Annotated in this window: 11 protein-coding genes; 3 read left to right on the top strand and 8 right to left on the bottom strand. The window is 70.9% G+C overall.

The annotated features are described in order from the left end of the window. Positions 1–45: 45 nt before the first annotated feature. From EDD90_RS51345 to EDD90_RS51335, 3 genes are all read right to left on the bottom strand, one after another. A complete protein-coding gene (locus EDD90_RS51345; protein WP_123980188.1) occupies positions 46–2,793 on the bottom strand; it encodes a LuxR family transcriptional regulator in 2,748 nt (915 codons plus the stop codon). 112 nt (positions 2,794–2,905) lie between these two features. Further along, the gene (locus EDD90_RS51340) at positions 2,906–3,379 is read right to left on the bottom strand and encodes an OsmC family protein (protein ID WP_123980186.1); all 474 of its coding nucleotides are present in this window, start codon (positions 3,377–3,379) and stop codon (positions 2,906–2,908) included. A 27-nt stretch (positions 3,380–3,406) separates the two neighbouring features. Continuing rightward, positions 3,407–4,141: a DUF1345 domain-containing protein gene (locus EDD90_RS51335; protein ID WP_123980184.1), complete on the bottom strand. Its 735-nt coding sequence runs from the start codon at positions 4,139–4,141 to the stop codon at positions 3,407–3,409. A 188-nt stretch (positions 4,142–4,329) separates the two neighbouring features. On the opposite strand from EDD90_RS51335, the gene EDD90_RS51330 reads away from it, so the two are divergent. Next, positions 4,330–5,325 carry a D-cysteine desulfhydrase family protein gene (locus EDD90_RS51330; protein ID WP_123980182.1) on the top strand — a complete coding sequence of 332 codons (996 nt, stop codon included), beginning with the start codon at positions 4,330–4,332 and terminating at the stop codon, positions 5,323–5,325. A 244-nt stretch (positions 5,326–5,569) separates the two neighbouring features. Here EDD90_RS51330 and EDD90_RS51325 read toward each other — a convergent pair whose 3' ends face one another. From EDD90_RS51325 to EDD90_RS51310, 4 genes are all read right to left on the bottom strand, one after another. Further along, the gene (locus EDD90_RS51325; RefSeq protein WP_123980180.1) at positions 5,570–7,639 is read right to left on the bottom strand and encodes a discoidin domain-containing protein; all 2,070 of its coding nucleotides are present in this window, start codon (positions 7,637–7,639) and stop codon (positions 5,570–5,572) included. 153 nt (positions 7,640–7,792) lie between these two features. Further along, positions 7,793–9,019, bottom strand: coding sequence for an aminotransferase class V-fold PLP-dependent enzyme (locus EDD90_RS51320; RefSeq protein WP_123980178.1), 1,227 nt, complete (start codon positions 9,017–9,019; stop codon positions 7,793–7,795). Positions 9,020–9,180: 161 nt separating this feature from the next. Beyond that, a complete protein-coding gene (locus tag EDD90_RS51315; RefSeq protein WP_123980176.1) occupies positions 9,181–10,659 on the bottom strand; it encodes a glutamate-cysteine ligase family protein in 1,479 nt (492 codons plus the stop codon). A gap of 199 nt (positions 10,660–10,858) precedes the next feature. Further along, complete coding sequence (locus EDD90_RS51310; RefSeq protein ID WP_123982514.1) at positions 10,859–11,797, bottom strand: Ig-like domain-containing protein; 939 nt, start codon at positions 11,795–11,797, stop codon at positions 10,859–10,861. A 707-nt stretch (positions 11,798–12,504) separates the two neighbouring features. Here EDD90_RS51310 and EDD90_RS51305 point away from each other — a divergent pair. Both EDD90_RS51305 and EDD90_RS51300 read left to right on the top strand, forming a co-directional pair. Further along, positions 12,505–12,924, top strand: a complete 420-nt coding sequence (locus EDD90_RS51305; protein WP_123980174.1) for a DUF485 domain-containing protein — start codon at positions 12,505–12,507, stop codon at positions 12,922–12,924. Beyond that, entirely contained in the window at positions 12,921–14,534 is a 1,614-nt protein-coding gene (locus EDD90_RS51300; RefSeq protein WP_123980172.1) for a cation acetate symporter, read from the top strand. Before EDD90_RS51305 ends, EDD90_RS51300 begins: the two co-directional genes overlap by 4 nt. A 63-nt stretch (positions 14,535–14,597) precedes the next feature. Here the strand turns inward: EDD90_RS51300 and EDD90_RS51295 are convergent, their stop codons facing one another. After that, positions 14,598–15,029 (bottom strand): hypothetical protein, encoded by a 432-nt coding sequence (locus EDD90_RS51295; RefSeq protein WP_123980170.1) that lies wholly within the window; start codon positions 15,027–15,029, stop codon positions 14,598–14,600. Positions 15,030–15,185: the final 156 nt, after the last annotated feature.

Below are 15,185 nucleotides of genomic sequence, written 5' to 3'. Positions count from 1 at the left end.
GGGCGGGGGTCGGATCGCCGAGGTCGCCGTCCGCTGCCGCGTCCGTCACGCGGTGTCCGTGGGCGGTGCGGGATCCACGGCCCTGGCCAGCAGGGCCCGGGTGAGGCCGGCGCGGTTCGCGACGCCGAGCTTGCGGTAGATCTGGCCGAGGTGGGTCTCGACGGTTCGGACGCTGAGGAAGAGCTTCTTGGCGATCTCGTTGTTGGTCATGCCCGTGCTGACCAGCTCGGCGACTTCCCGTTCACGCGCGGTGAGCGACGCCGTCGCGTCGCCTTTGGGTACGGTCGCGGCCAGTCGGGTGAGGCGGCCGCGATGCCGGGTGACCTCCTCGGCCAGGCGGGCCGATCCGCATTGGCCTGCCAGGTACGCGGCACGGTCCAGCCAGGCCGCCACGTCCGTGAGGCGGCCCGCGTCCAGCGACAGCGCGACGGCGGCGAGCAACGTCCGGCAGAGTTCGATGCGTTCGCCGCTTCCCGAGAAGTCCGCGATCGCCGCCTGCGCGCTCCGCAGCGCCTCTCCGATGTCGCCGCGTGCGGCACAGGCCCGCATCCGGGCACGCAGGGCGAACCCTCGGCGGCCGGCGGACGGCAGTTCTTCGAGGCATCGCTCGGCCAGCCGTGCCCAGTGCTCGACCGAGGCCGGGTCACCGGTCGCCTGCGCCGCCTCGGCGAGGGTGTCGCACCAGCGGGGTTTGCGCCAGGTGGTGAGCCGGGGCAGTGCGTCGCCTCCGGCGGCGTCGAGCAGGAGCAGCCGGGCCCGTGCCGGGTCGCCGCCGTGCAGGACCAGTTCGGCGTGGAAGCAGCGGACGGTGACCGCCCAGTTGGCCGGTGAACCGCTCGCGATCGACAGGGCCAGGTCGGCGGCGGCCGCCGCCTCGGTCGCGGCGCTCGGATCGTCAAAGCCGCCCAGCCACCAGAGCACCTCGGCCCGCAGGGTCGCGCTGATGGCCCGGGTCGCGGGCTCGCCGCCCCGATCGTCCCAGCGGGCACACTCGTCCAGCGTGGCTCGTGCACCGGGCAGGTTCCCCGAGCGCGCCTGGGCGTTCGCCAGCGACGTGAGGGCGTTCTGTTCGACGTGCTTCTGGCCCGTCCGCCGTGCCAGCGTGGCGGCGCGAGCCACGTGGCGCTCCGCGTCTGCAAGGCGTCCGAGCACCCCTTCGGTGATGCCCAGTTGGAGCAGCGCGTCCAGGTTGGTCAGCAGCACTGTGTCCGGCGCGGCGTCGATGAGGTCGGCCGCGGCCGTCGCCTGGGAGGTGTTCTCGTCGCCGGTGAACAGCCGGGCGAGCGCGGCCTGGCCGAGCGCCTGGGCCTCGCCGACGCGGTCGTGGTGCCGGCGGGCGAGCACCGCGGCGGTCTCGGCATGGTGCCGGGACGTCTCGAAGTCCTGGACGTCGTAGGCGTGGTCGGCCAGTTCGATGTGCAGGGCGGCGGCGGTCGCGGAGTCGCGGTCGGCGAGCCCGGCCAGGGCGGAACGTGCGAGTGCCCCGGCTTCGCTGAGGCGGCCGAGGCGGCGCTCGGCCCGGCTCGGCATCGCGAGCTCCGTCACCTCGGCGGGCGGACCGGACACGGCGGACCGCAGGGAGTCGAGGAGCGCGCGGCTCTCGGAGGTGTCACCGGCCACCAGTTGGGCCCGGGCGAGCAGCACATGTGCCTCGTGCCAGTGTTCTTGGTCCTCCCGCAGGAGCGGGAGGGCGGCTCTCAGATAGCCGACCGCTTCACTGGGCGAGCTGTAGAGCACACTGCGCGCCGCGGCTATCAGGGTGGTGACATCCTCCGGTCGGTTCGGGTCGGCGGCGTGGGCCACATGGCGGGCGCGGCTGACGATGGGAGCGGCCTGCCGGGCCAGTTCGGCCTCGGCCCGCCGGTGCAGGGCGGTGCGGCGTCCGGGGTCCAGCCACTCGTGGACGACCTCCCCCAGCGCGCGGTGCCGCAACGCCAGCCGGGGCCCGGGCTCGCAGGAACGCAACAGGTCGAGGCGGGCCAGCCGGTCCAGGATCCGAACGGTCGACGCCCCGTGCAAGTCCGCGACCGCGGCCATCAGTTCCGCGTCGAAGGGCTCACCGAGGACCGCCGCCGCTTCCACGACGGCGAGTGCGTCCGCGTCAAGTCCGGCCAGCTCACCGAGGACGGCCGTGGCCGCCTGGGCACGCGCCTCGGGCACACCTCCGAGCACCTTCAGATACGACGGGTTGCCCATCGCCTCGCCGAGGACCTCATCGGCGTGTGGATGCTCCCCCAGCAGCTCCCTGGCCTGCTCCGAGGTGAGCGGTGGCAGGTTCCACACCTCCAGCACCCCGTCCGAAGAGGCGTGCGCGAGGATCTCCGCCAGCATCGGGGAGAGTTGGCGCTGCCGGTACGCCAGGAGGCAGACGACCGGGCCGGTGCTCGCTGCCCGGAGGAGCTGTTCGACGTGGTGCAGTTCCTCCGTCGGAACACGATGAAGATCGTCCACCGACACGACCAGCGGCGTTCCCTCGGCCGCGCGCAGGGCAGCGTCCTGAACGTCGGAAGCGGGCGGGGTGCCGGGCGGCGAGGACGTGCTCGGACTCCGCCCGCGGAGCGTGCACGCTGCCACGCCGGCCGCCCGTGCCTGGGCGACGGCCTCCGCCAGCACCGAGCTCTTCCCGATACCGGGTTCCCCGACGACGGCGACAGCGCGCCCGGTTCCCGACGCGAGGCCGGCCACTGACTCCATCAGCGACCGGACTTCCCCGCTGCGCCCGATCAGCGGGCGTGCGGGTTCGACGGCTCCGCGAGGCAGCAGCAGACCGTGGTTCTGTAGATCGTCCGCCATAGGGCGCACATTAGCCGCTGATATGAGGAATTGCCGGACGTTGGTCGGGAGTTGCCCGGGCAACCATGCACTGACCTGCGGCAACTCCTCGGCAGTGTGCCGCCGGTCGCGGTCAGACGTCCCCGGTCGACGTGTGCCCCGTCGACGTGTCCCTGGCCGGCGTGTCCTCGACCGACACGGTCACGGGCGTCCCGGCCTCGATCGTGCGGCTGACGGTGCACAGCCTGTCGTGGGAGACGGCGACCGCCCGGGGCAGGATGGCGCGGGCACGGTCGCCCGCCGTGCCCTCGGGGAAGGTGACATGGAAGGTGACCGCGAGGTCGGTCATACGGTTGCCGTCCTCGTCGCCGACCTTGTGACCGCTGACGGTGACCGTGAACGCGGTCGGCTCGGTGTGGCGGCTGGTGGAGACGTCCACGTCCGCCGCCGTACAGCCGCCGATCGCGGCGAGCAGCAGTTCCACCGGGGTGAATTCCGTGCCGTCGCCGGTACCGAAGGCGACCGTGCCGCCGCGGGCGTTCGTCGCGGTGAAGCGGCCGGTGGTGGTGCGCTCGACCGTCACGAGACGCAAGGAGTCTTCGTTCATGTCAAAGAACCTAGGACACCCCTGCCGTCAGCGCAGAATGTTGACGGCCCGCGCCACCACCAGGACCACCGTCACCAGGGAGACCGAGGACTGCAGCATCATCAGCATCTTGGCCCAGCGCGACAACGGCATCACGTCGGTCGGGCTGAAGGCCGTGGAGTTGGTGAAGGACAGGTACAGATAGTCGAGGAAGGCCGGTTCCCAGTCCGTGGGAGCGGTCTCGGGGCTCTGCATCTGGACGAAGAGGAAGTCCGCGTACTGGCGGTGGCCGCGGACCCGCGCCATCGGTCCGCCGCGGTCCCACTCCCAGTACCAGAGGGCGAACACTATGACGTTCGTCAGCCAGATCCCGCCGCCGGTCAGCAGCAGCGGTCCGGCGTCCTTGCCCTCGGTGCCGTTCACCAGGCCCACCACCAGCCGGACCGCCGACCAGCCGTTGGCCAGGCTGATCACGCACATCAGGGCCAGTCCCAGCATGCGCAGCCACCGGGTGCGAGGCTCGACCCGCCGGGGGTTGCCGGCGATCAGGCCGGCCAGCAGCACCGTCTCCAGGGCCGGCAGGGCCCAGTACGGCTGGAAGGCGAGCCGATGAGGCAGCAGCAACTGGAGGCCCACGGCGACCAGGATGACGGCGGTCACGGCCCACCGGGACTCCCCCTGCGTGGCTCTGCGCCAGGCGGGCACGACGTCCCGCTCGCCGCTCTCCAGCCGTCGCTCGATCCTGGCCAGCCGCTTCTCGGCATCGCTCATACGGTCGCTCATGGCGTTCATTGTCCAGGGACGGGTCACCGGTCGGTCGTACGGCATCGAAGGTGTCCGTCTGCGTGGTCCGGCCGGCCCTGGGAGCTGTCCGGCGGAGCAGGACCGATGTCGAGCAGGGCGCGCCTCGGAGCGACATACGGTGTGCACCAGCGTCGGCACACGAGCACGGAGCGGAAGGGGTATGTCGCATGGACACGACTCGCGGAGGGCACCACAAGGTCGCCCTGGCCTCCTGGCCGACACCCCTCGAACCCGCTCCGCGCCTCGCGCAGGCCCTGGGACTCGGCCCGGACGACCTGTGGATCAAACGAGACGACCTGATCGGGCTGGGCGGTGGGGGGAACAAGGTCCGCAAACTCGAATGGACCTGTGGACAGGCGCTGGCCGAAGGTGCGCGAACCCTCGTCACCAGCGGGGCGCCGCAGAGCAACCACGCCCGCCTCACGGCGGCGGCCGGCGCCCGGCTCGGCATGGACACCGTGCTCGTCCTCGCGGGTGAGCCCACCGAGACGGCCGCGGGCAATCTGGCCCTCGACGGCCTTCTCGGCGCGAGGATCGTCTGGGCCGGCTCGGTGGGCGGGGCCGAACTCGCGGCCGTCCTCGACCGTGTCGTGGGGGAACTGCGCGAGCGGGACGCGGCTCCGGCGCTGATTCCCTTCGGTGGATCGAGTCCCGTCGGCGCCCTGGGCTACGTCGACGGCGGGCACGAGCTCCTCGCGCAGGCTCCCGACCTGGCGACCGCCGTGGTCGCGCTGGGCAGCGGCGGCACGATGGCCGGGCTGGTCCGTGCCCTGGGAGCCGACCGGGTCCTGGGCGTGCACTGCGGGGCCGTACCGGATCCGGGACACACACTCGACCTGCTGCTGACCGACCTGTACGCGCCCTCCCCCGCGCCGCGACAGCCAGGGCTACGGCTACGGCTCGACCAGGTGGGGGCCGGATACTCCCGCCTCACCGAGCCCGTCGCGGAGGCGGTCCTCCTCGCCGCCCGGACCGAGGGGCTGGTGCTGGATCCCGTCTACACCGGGCGGGCCATGGCCGGTCTCGTCACCGCCGTGCGCGAGGGGGACATCCGCCCGGGTGAGCGCACCGTCTTCATCCACACCGGAGGACTCCCCGGGCTCTTCGGCCACCAGGAGGCGCTGCTCCGGGCCGGAGAGGTTCTCGCGGCCTGCACCAGGTGACCGAGGGCCCTCGCGACGGCTCCGCGCCCCGCCGCATCGCCGTCGCAGGGGCCGGCCGGCCGCGGATCGTTGTGGATCTCCCCGGTGGAGATCGCCGCGGTCCGCCGGACCGGCTCGGGGGTGCGGCGCGACCGTTCCGCAGGGTGCGGCAGGTGAGGCCGTCACGGACCGCCCGTGCGGAGACGGAGCTCGTCGGGGCGGTCGCGCGTGGGGGACGGCATGCGTGCCGTCCGTGGGCCCCGGCTCAGGCGCTGTGGACCCCGACCTCGTACAGCGAGTACCCCCAGCCCGTCCCGCAATCGAGGCCGTGGACCCGCACGTAGCGGGCCGGAGTCCCGGTGAACCGGGCCGTGTCCAGGCCGCCGTCACCGCTCGTGGTGGACCAGGCGGTCTGCCAGTTGGTGCCGTCGGTGGAGAGCTCGATGCGATACGACTTCCCGTACGCGCGCTCCCAGTCCAACGTCACCCGGGAGACCAGGTGGGTGGAGCCCAGGTCCACCTGCCACCACTGGTCGTCGCTCCAGTCGCTGGCCCAGCGGGTGGCGTCGTCGCCGTCGACCGCTCGGCCCGGCTGGTAGCTGGTGAACGGGTTCGACTCGGACGAACTGGCCGTCGCTGGCTGCCCCTTGGCGAGGTTCACCGAGGCCTGGCGCTGTTCGGTGGCCCGCCAGGTGTCCAGGTAGGACTCGGCGCCCCGGAACAGGTCGTTCACCACGTCCTGGCCCCCGACGTGCCGGATGTCCTCGATCCAGTCGGGGATCATCCCGGCGTGGGCCGCGCCGTCGGTGTTGATGTCGAAGGTGCGCTCGCCGGAGGTCTGCCTGTCGATGACGGAGCCGCCGTCGACGCTCTTGAAGGGGTACGTCACCTTGTTCGCGGCGTCCGCGCCGCGCGGGGCGGGATGGTCGCCGATGCCGTTGAAGTCGGTGCCGTAGCCGTAGCCCACGCCGTACTTGTCGCGCAGCGCCTTGGTCCGGGCGGCTTCCGCGACGAAGCCCTCGGAGCCGTGCATGTACTGGGCGACGAAGCCGCCGAGGGAGTAGACCCGTTCGGTCCAGTTCAGGTCCATCCAGCTGTGCGAGGAGATCACGCCGGGGTAGGACGCCGACTCCAGGATGTCCAGCGCCTGACCGACGGCTTTGACGCCCATGTGGTCGATCTCCAGCATCATTTTGCGTTTCATCATGCCGCGGACGGCGTACTCGCCGAGTTCGGTGAGGCCGCGCTTGTTGCACTGCGCGTTCGAGTCGTACGAGGGGACGTCCACGCCGGCCGGCAGGTCCGACTCCGCCTCGGACGTGGCGTTCCCGATGGGGTTGTCGTGCTGCGGGCCGGTGCACTTCTCGGTCTGCCAGAAGGTGCCGGTGGACAGGAACTGGCCGACGTTGATGGCCGTTCCGAGGCCGCCGGAGTCGAAGCGGACGCCGCACAGCGCGTTGTCGAACTTGTGGCACAGGAACATGGAGCGGACGCCGAGGGCGTAGAGCTCGTCGAGTCCCTTGTCGATGTCCTCCTTGCTGCACTGCGGGATGTCGAGGATCTGCTTGCAGCCGAAGGGTTCGGAGGTCTCCACCCCGAGGACGACGGCGAGTTTGCCCTCCTCGATGACCTGCCGCGCCTGCGCGCTGTCGGTGACGATCCGGAACCAGCCCTTGCCGGTGCCGCCGTACATCTTGTCGATGTACGCCTGGAGCGCGTAGGTCATCTTCGCCTGCAGCCGGATCGACGTCATCTCGTCACAACCGCGGTCCTTGAAGGGGTAGATGGAGCAGATCATGCCGTTGGTGACGAGGTCGTTGACGAGCACGCGCTGTCCACCGCGCCAGGCCCGCTCCACCCAGGCGTAGTAGTCGGCCTGATGGGTCATCGAGTCGTACGCGGGCCAGTCCTTGAAGGTCGGCCAGCCGACCGGGTCGTGCTTGCCGTCGCCCCCGTGGGTGATGTAGTCGAAGATGGCGAGGGTGCCGTCGGGGTAGTGCTCGGGGCAGTCCTTCAGGGCGTCTGCGACACCGGCCTCGGAGAAGACCTTGCCGCAGATCAGCCGGCCGCCGAAGGCCTCGTTGCCGAAGAGGTGGTTGTGCGCGTCGACGAACCCGCGTACTTCTCCTGCCGAGTTGGTGCCGGTGAACGGCTCGCCGGTGACGTCGATCTGGACGTCCGGGGCGGGCCGTGCGATCGGGTTCCACCAGTCGTTGCCGGCCGCCGAACTCGGGGTGGGCCCAAGGGCCGTGGCCAGTACCAGGAGCAGCAGCGACAGCATGGTGACGTGCCTGCGTCTGCGGTACGAGCGTCGAAGCGGCGTCAAGGCCCACATCCCTCGGTCGGCGGGAAGACGCGGTTGACCGACCGTTGAGGTTGTCATGACCCGCGCAATACCTGGGACGAGGATCGGGCCGCGTGCCTGCCGAGTCAAGCGTCCGGGACGCCTTGGCTGATCTTTCAGCGGTGGGATACCCGGACTGACGTCTCAGGGGCGGGACTCCCGGGCCCAGGCACCCAGCACGGGGACGCATTGCTCGGCGAAGTACTCGTAGTCGGCGGGGGTGTTGTAGACATGGGCCGACACGCGCAGGTAACCGATGCCGTCGAAGCTGGTGAAAGCCGCCTCGACAGCGAGTTCGCGGGCCACCCGGTCGCGCAGCGCATCGGCGTCGATCCGGGTGCGCCCGAGGCCGTCGGGCAGCCGCACCAGGCGCATGCCGGGGACGGGCATGCCGACGTCGGCTCGGCTGTTCTCACCGGTCAGCCGCTCGAAGGCGGCGCCGATGACATGGGCCGCGTGGTCCGCCAGCCGGTCCATGTAGAGGCGGGCCGCGGTCCAGCCCCAGGTGTGCTCGACGAAGGCGAGGGACGTCGGCGCGGCCAGGTAGGAGGTGGCGTCGAGCGTGCCTTGCTGGTCGAAGCGGTCGGGGTACGGGTCCTGGGCACCCCAGGAGTCGATCAGCGGGTGGAGCAGGTCCCGCAGGGGCCCGCGGGCGACCAGGGCCGCGGTGCCGCGCGGGGCACAGCCCCACTTGTGGAGGTTGCCGGTCCAGAAGTCGTACGTCGCGTCGGCGACCGGCGCGGCGAGCAGGCCTGGCGCGTGCGCGCCGTCGACGAGCATCGGCACGCCTCGACGGCGCGCCTCCGCGCCGATCCGCTCGACCGGTAGCCGGCGTGCGGTCGCCGAGGTGATCTGGTCGACCACGACGAGGTCGGTGGCCTCGCCCATCTCGGCGGCCACGGCCTCGTACGCCGTGTCCTCGTCGGCGCCGAGCGGCACCCGTGCCGTGCGCACCCGGCCGCCCCAACGGCGGGCCAGCCGCTCGGCTCCCATGGTGACCGCCCCGTAGCCGTGGTCGGTGACGACGATCTCCCCGCCACGGCGGCGGGTGAGCGCGTTGTACACCACGCTGGCGCCGGCGCTGGCGTTCGGCACCAGGGCGAGGTCGCCGGCGTCGACGCGCAGGAAGTCGGCGAGTTCGACCCGGGTGGCGGCGAGGCGCTCCGGCAGTTCCGGGAACCACACCACCGGGGCGCGCTCCATCTCGGCGCGCAGTTCCGCCTGCCGCTCCTGTGCGACCAGCGGAACGGCGCCGAACGATCCATGGTTCAGATGCCGCAGAGCCGGGTCGAGCGACCACGCCTCGGTGGCGGGTCTGCCGTCGGCCAGCAGCAGGGGGTACGGCGCGACGGCCACCTCGGTCTCGCTCACGTCAGGACGCCTCCGGGTACGCGTGTGATCACCGGGCATCCTGACACGGCGGTGATGCTTCCCCGAGGGCCGGGGCCACCGCGATCGTCTCGTGACGGCCGGGGGCCGCCGGGGGGCCACGGGTCGTGGTGCCGGTCGGGGCCGCTCAGTCCACGGGGCGCTCAGTCCACGGGCCACGTGTGCGCGGCAGCGTTCAGATGCATGTAGTCCATGTACGTGGTGGTCATCCGCCGCAACGCCTCTCGGCGGTCGGAGGTGCCGGTCTTCTCCAGGTGGTGGACCGTCTCCGCCTGCCACAGGGCGCCGTTGCGGGCGTCGACACAGCGTTGCTCGATGATGCCCAGCATGGGCTCGCGCCAGGAGGCGTCCAGGCCGGCCAGTTCCAGTCCCCGGTGGGCCAGGGGCAGCAGGCGTCTCAACACCAGTTCCGTGACCGGTACTTCGCCTGCCCCGGGCCAGTACAGGCGGGCGTCGATGCCGTCGCGGGCCGCTGTGTGCAGGTTCTCCTCGGCGACCGCGAAGGACATCCGCGACCACACCGGGCGGTCCTCGTCCACGAGGGCGCGGGTCAGGCCGTAGTAGAGGGCGGCGTTGGCGATGATGTCGGCGACGGTGGGGCCGGCGGGCAGGACGCGGTTCTCGATGCGCAGGTGCGGCCCGCTCTCGGTGACGGCGTAGACGGGGCGGTTCCAGCGGTAGATCGTGCCGTTGTGCAGGGTGAGTTCGCCCAGTTGTGGCACTCCGCCGGCGTCGAGGGTCTCCTGCGGGTCCTCGTCGTCGCACAGGGGCAGCAGCGCCGGGTAGTAGCGCACGTTCTCCTCGAACAGGTCGAAGACGCTGGTGATCCACCGTTCGCCGAACCACACCCGCGGCCGTACTCCCTGGGCCTTGATCTCCTCGGGGCGGGTGTCGGTGGCCTGTTCGAACAGCGGGACGCGGGTCTCGCGCCACAGTTCCTTTCCGAAGAGGAAGGGCGAGTTGGCGGCGAGGGCGATCTGCACGCCCGCGATGGCCTGGGCCGCGTTCCAGTGGTCCGCGAACTCCTTGGGGGCGACCTGGAGATGGAACTGGGTGCTGGTGCACGCGGCTTCGGGGGTGATCGCGTCGGCGTACATCGAGAGGGACTCCACGCCTTCCAGCCCGATCCGCAGGTCCTCACCGCGTGCCGCGAAGATCTGCTCGTTGAGCAGCCGGTAGCGCGGGTCGCCGGACAGGGACGTCTCGCTCACGTCCGACTCGCCCAGCGTCGGCAGGATCCCGATCATGATGAGGTGGGCGCCCACCGTGGCGGCGCGGTCCTCGGCGTGGTTGAGCGCGTCGCGGATCGTCTGCTCCCAGGCGCCGGGGCCACCGGAGGTCAGCTCACGCGGCGGGATGTCGATCTCGAGGTTGAAGCGGCCCAGCTCGCTCGACCAGGCGGGGTCGGCGATCGCCTGCAGCACCTCGGTGTTCCGCATCGCCGGCAGCCCGTCGTCGTCCACCAGGTTGAGCTCGATCTCCATGCCGACCTTGGGGCGCTCGCTCTCGAAGCCTGATCCACGGAGCATCTGCGCCAGCACGTCGAGACAGGAGTGCATCTTCTCGCGGTAGCGGCGCCGGTCCTCCCGTGTGAACACCCGGGCCGGCACGTCACGTCCCATCGGGCCCTCCCGAGACCCCTCGGCGGATACCTCTGGTCCTAGCGTCGCACCTCGGAGGCATCCCGGACACTTGCCGGACCGCCGCTCACAGGGCGCACACGAACAGGACGCAACGGGATACGCACAGTGACCGGCCATGGACTGCAGGGGGCGGCGCCCCATACGGGCGCCGCCCCCTGCACGTCAGGAACGGGTCACCTCACAGGGCCGCGGTCGTCTGCTCCCCGGACCCGCTGCCTGCCAGCCACGCGCTCCAGTCCAGGTTGAAGTCGGCGTAGCCGTTGTCCGCGGGGGCCTTGCCGCGGGGCGATCCGGTGATGGTGACGGGGTCACCCTGCTTGACCTGGCCGTAGAACCACTTGGCGTCCGCCATGGACAGGTGGACACAGCCGTGCGAGCCGCGCGCGCTGCCACTGCCCGGGTAGGGGTCGCCGGTCGAGTAGTGCACGTACGTACCGGACTGGGTCAGGTGGATGTCCCAGGGCAGCGTCAGGTCGTAGTAGTTGGGGCTGCCCTTGTCGCAGCTGATGCCGACGCTGCAGGAGGTCATGTGGACCTTCTCCTGCTTGTCGATGACGGCCATCGTGCCGTCCCACGTCGGGTACTGGGCGCTGCCCGCGTTGATCGACAGGGTGCGCAGCGTCTGGCCGTTGCGGGTCACCTTCATGGTGTGGCCGGTCACCGAGACATCGGCGCGCACATCGTCGCCGACGGTGAAGGTGTGCGTGTAGTTGTGCACGCCGTAGCGTCCGTTGCCGTTGCTGACGCCCGTCATGTCGGCGTCGATCCGTACCTTCGTGCCGGAGGGCCAGTAGGTCTTCGGCCGCCAGTCGGCGCGCTGGTCACCCATCCAGTGCCACGCGCCGGCCACCGACTGCGAGGCGCTGACCTTCATGTGCTTCTCGACGGTGGCCCGTGCCTTCGCCGCCACCGGGTTGGTGAAGATCACCGAGATCGGCATGGCCACGCCGACCGTGGTGCCGGTCTGCGGGGTGATCGTGTCCAGCAGCATCGGCGGGCCCGCGGGCTTCGTGGGCGAGGGCGAGGCACTCGCACTCGGCTTTTCCGACGCCTTCGCGTCCTGCCCGCCCGCGCTGTCGCTCTTGCCCCCGCCGCAGGCGCTCACGCCCACCAGCATCGCGACCATACCGAGTGCGATTCCTATGCCGCCCTTGCGCCGTCCCACGCCCTGCCTCACTCTTCTCGTTCGTTCCACTCTACGGTCCCGATCTCTACGGTCCCGAAGGCCCCCACTTTCTGTGGGACCACGCCAGCATGGGTTCCGGTTCCGTGCGGTGCGTAAAGCGTGGATCAAGAATCGGGTACGCAGCTTCGGGCCCGGTCGAGCCGGGTGCGGCCGGTCGCCGTCCCGGCCGAGCTCCTGAGGTGTGCGACGGCGCACTTTCCGATCCCTTCGCGCCACCTCGCGCTCCTGTAATGCTTCATCATCTCCTGGGTAAAGATCCCACGGTCAGCTACACGCACCGCGAACCGCCCCGGCCGACTCCGGCCGCACCCCTGGCGGACAACGACCGTGCCGGAGACCATGGCGCCCTGTTCACACCACGGCGACCCGCGAGCCGCCGCCGCCCCGGATGACCGGCGCCACCGCATGCCCCCGACGCGTTCCTCCGATGCCTTCCTTCGAGCCCGTCTTCGAGCCCGTCTTCGAAGCCTTCCCTCGTTGCCTTCCCTCGTTGCCTTCCCTCGTCGCTTTCCCACGTCGCTTTCCCACGTTGCTTTCCGTCGATCCGAGCGCCGCACGGCGTGCGGTGGCTCGAACCGCCCTTCCCCCGCACGTGGTCCGTCGCACGTCGGGCCCGGGCCCCAGCAGGAGGTGCCGACATGTCCCACGACTCCCCCGAGTTACCCGCGGCCCAGCCGTCGTACGACCACCCCGTCCCGGCCTGGTCGAGCACTCAGGACCTGGCCGGCACCCACGGGCCGCATCCGCGCTCCGGCGCCCATCGCACGCTGCGGCTGCTGCGGCGCGCGTACCGGTGGCACCGGCGCGTGGCGGCCGTCGCCGCACTCGGCTACTTCGTCGCCTTTCTCACCCTGACCGTCAAGGCCCCCGCCCTGATGGCCCGTCCCGGCCCCGGCGGCCTGCCGACCGGGCTGGTCCTGGCCCTGGCACAGATCCCCGTCACCTGGCTGGCGGTGCTCCTCTACGAGACCACGGCGCACCGCTTCGTCGATCCCCTGGCGCGCCGGGCCCACCGTCAGACGCGGGTGCCCGCCCCGAACCGGGAACAGACGCCGTGAGCAGGTTCAGCGGCCCCGCCCAGTCCTGGTCGCTCGTCGCGTTCTGCTCGGTCGTCGCCCTCACCCTGCTGCTGTGCGTGCTCACCGGCCCGGAGGCGGACGACCTCGCCGAGTTCTACACCGGTTACCGGTCCCTTTCTCCGTTGCGCAACGGGCTCGCCATCGCCGGTGACTACATCTCGGCCGCCACCGTCCTCACCATCGGCGGGATCATCGCGCTGTGCGGCTTCGACGGCATCGTCCTGGCCCTCAGCGCCCTGCTGTCCCTGCTGTTGCTGATGTTCCTGCTGGCCGAACCCCTCCACAACACCGGCCGTTACACCATGGGCGACGCGCTCGCCCACCGCCATCCGGCACGCTCCGTGCGCGTCACGGCCTGCCTGGTCACCCTCGCCGCGCTCGTCCCGATGATGGTCGTGCAGCTCGCCGGGGTCGGTGAACTGCTGGCTTACGTCCTCGGGTTCAGCGACGCCGCCATGAAGGAGGGGTGCGTGGCCGGGGCCGGTGTCCTCATGATCAGTTACGCGGCGCTGGGCGGAATGCCCGGCACCGCGCTGGTCCAGATCTTCAAGACCGTGGCACTGCTCGGCTCCGGGCTGGTCGTGAGCTTCCTGATCCTGCGTATGTTCGACTGGCAGCCCCAGGCGCTGTTCCACGCGGCGGCCCGGCAGAGCGGAGCGGGGCCCGCCTATCTGACCTGGGGGCTGCAGTACTCCAGCAGTCCGCATCCCGCCCTCGACATGGCCAGCACCCAGTGCGCCGTCGTGCTGGGCGGTGCCTGCCTGCCGCATGTGACCATGCGGATGTACACCGCCGGCACTCCGCGCCAGGTCCGTCGTGCGATGTCCTGGGCGGTCTCCTTGGTGACCCTGTTCATCCTGATGCTCACGCTGATCTGCACCGGTGCGACCGCGCTGATCGGCCACGACCGCATCACCGCCGCCGACGCGCACGGCACGACCGCCTATCTCCTGGGCGCCCGCGCCGCGTTCGGCACCGAGCTGTCCCGGCCGGAGAGCCTGCTCTTCGCCACCGTCACGACCGCCGTGTTCCTCACCCTGCTCGCCTCCGTCGCCAGCATGACGCTCGCCTGCGCCAACACCCTCGCCCACGATCTGACCGCGTTCCGCGCCACTCCCCCGACGCCGTCCCGGGAACTCGCCCTCGCCCGCTGCTGTGCGCTGGCCGTGGGGGTCCCCGCCGTCCTGCTGGCCGTCCTCGCCCAGCACCGCAGTCTGCAGCCCCTGGCCACCGTCTCCTTCACCCTCGGCGCGTCCGCCATCGCACCGGCGCTCCTCTACAGCCTCTTCTGGCGCCGCTACACGCGCAGGGCGCTCCTTGCCACCCTCATCGTGGGTTCCCTGAGCGTCCTGGCCCTGACCCCCGGTACCACCCTGGTGTCCGGAACGCCTCTGTCCGCGTTCCCCGACGCCGACTTCGCCTGGTTCCCCTACAACACGCCCGCTCTCGCCTCCGTACCCGCGGGCTTTCTCGCCGGCTGGCTCACCACCGTCCTGTCCGGCAGACGAGCCACCGACCGCGAACGCAGCCGCTACGAGTCCCACGAGCACCACCTCCTCACCGGCACACCCCCACAGCACTCGCCTTAAGTGCGCCGATCGGACAGGTTGGTGACGCGGGGAGATCTCATGAGTGGTGATCAGGACGCGTCGCTAGAGCTCGTAGTCCTGGGCCAGTTCCTCCCAGTGGATGCCGCGCAGCGCGGGATCGGCATCCTCGCCTGACGGGACATCGGGGACGGGCTGGAACCAGACCACGGCGAGAGCGGAGCGGTGCAGCACCGGGTCGAGCTCGGGGGCGATCGCTGTCGAGTGGAAGAGGCCGATGCACGTCACGGAAGGCAGTACCTCGACGGGTCCGAAGGGGCCGGCGCTCCCGTCCGGGTACTGGCGAGTGGGCGGAACGAGATGAACCGGCACGGCGGAGAACACGCGCTCCGCCTCCCGCCGGCGGCCGCTGACCTTCATGTCGTTGATGCGCTTGCACGGGTAGCCCTCCAGCATGTCCCCGTACGTCGACGACATCCGCAACTCGGTGAGCTCGATCGAACGACCGGACGACAGGAATACGTGACTCAGCGGCATTCCGCCACCCTATGCGCATGATCCGCTTCCGATGCACGCCTTGGCCGGCGCTGAGCTCGGTAGCCCACACCGACATGGGTTCACATGCATGAACCTCGCACATGTCTATGTACACGCCAGGGACCGACATGTAACACTCCCCCAACTCCCGTGCAC

The organism is Streptomyces sp. Ag109_O5-1 (assembly GCF_003814875.1).
Taxonomy (GTDB): domain Bacteria; phylum Actinomycetota; class Actinomycetes; order Streptomycetales; family Streptomycetaceae; genus Streptomyces; species Streptomyces sasae.
The sequence above is the reverse complement of the archived record's forward strand: the minus strand, read 5'-3'. Positions and strand labels throughout refer to the sequence as shown.

What these genes read in the sequence shown, in the direction of transcription:
- EDD90_RS51315 (WP_123980176.1), bottom strand. Translation starts at nt 10,659, where the DNA reads ATGGGACGTGACGTGCCGGCCCGGGTGTTCACACGGGAGGACCGGCGC.
- EDD90_RS51305 (WP_123980174.1), top strand. Translation starts at nt 12,505, where the DNA reads ATGTCCCACGACTCCCCCGAGTTACCCGCGGCCCAGCCGTCGTACGAC.
- EDD90_RS51340 (WP_123980186.1), bottom strand. Translation starts at nt 3,379, where the DNA reads ATGAACGAAGACTCCTTGCGTCTCGTGACGGTCGAGCGCACCACCACC.
- EDD90_RS51310 (WP_123982514.1), bottom strand. Translation starts at nt 11,797, where the DNA reads ATGCTGGTGGGCGTGAGCGCCTGCGGCGGGGGCAAGAGCGACAGCGCG.
- EDD90_RS51335 (WP_123980184.1), bottom strand. Translation starts at nt 4,141, where the DNA reads ATGAGCGACCGTATGAGCGATGCCGAGAAGCGGCTGGCCAGGATCGAG.
- EDD90_RS51325 (WP_123980180.1), bottom strand. Translation starts at nt 7,639, where the DNA reads ATGTGGGCCTTGACGCCGCTTCGACGCTCGTACCGCAGACGCAGGCAC.
- EDD90_RS51330 (WP_123980182.1), top strand. Translation starts at nt 4,330, where the DNA reads ATGGACACGACTCGCGGAGGGCACCACAAGGTCGCCCTGGCCTCCTGG.
- EDD90_RS51345 (WP_123980188.1), bottom strand. Translation starts at nt 2,793, where the DNA reads ATGGCGGACGATCTACAGAACCACGGTCTGCTGCTGCCTCGCGGAGCC.
- EDD90_RS51295 (WP_123980170.1), bottom strand. Translation starts at nt 15,029, where the DNA reads ATGCCGCTGAGTCACGTATTCCTGTCGTCCGGTCGTTCGATCGAGCTC.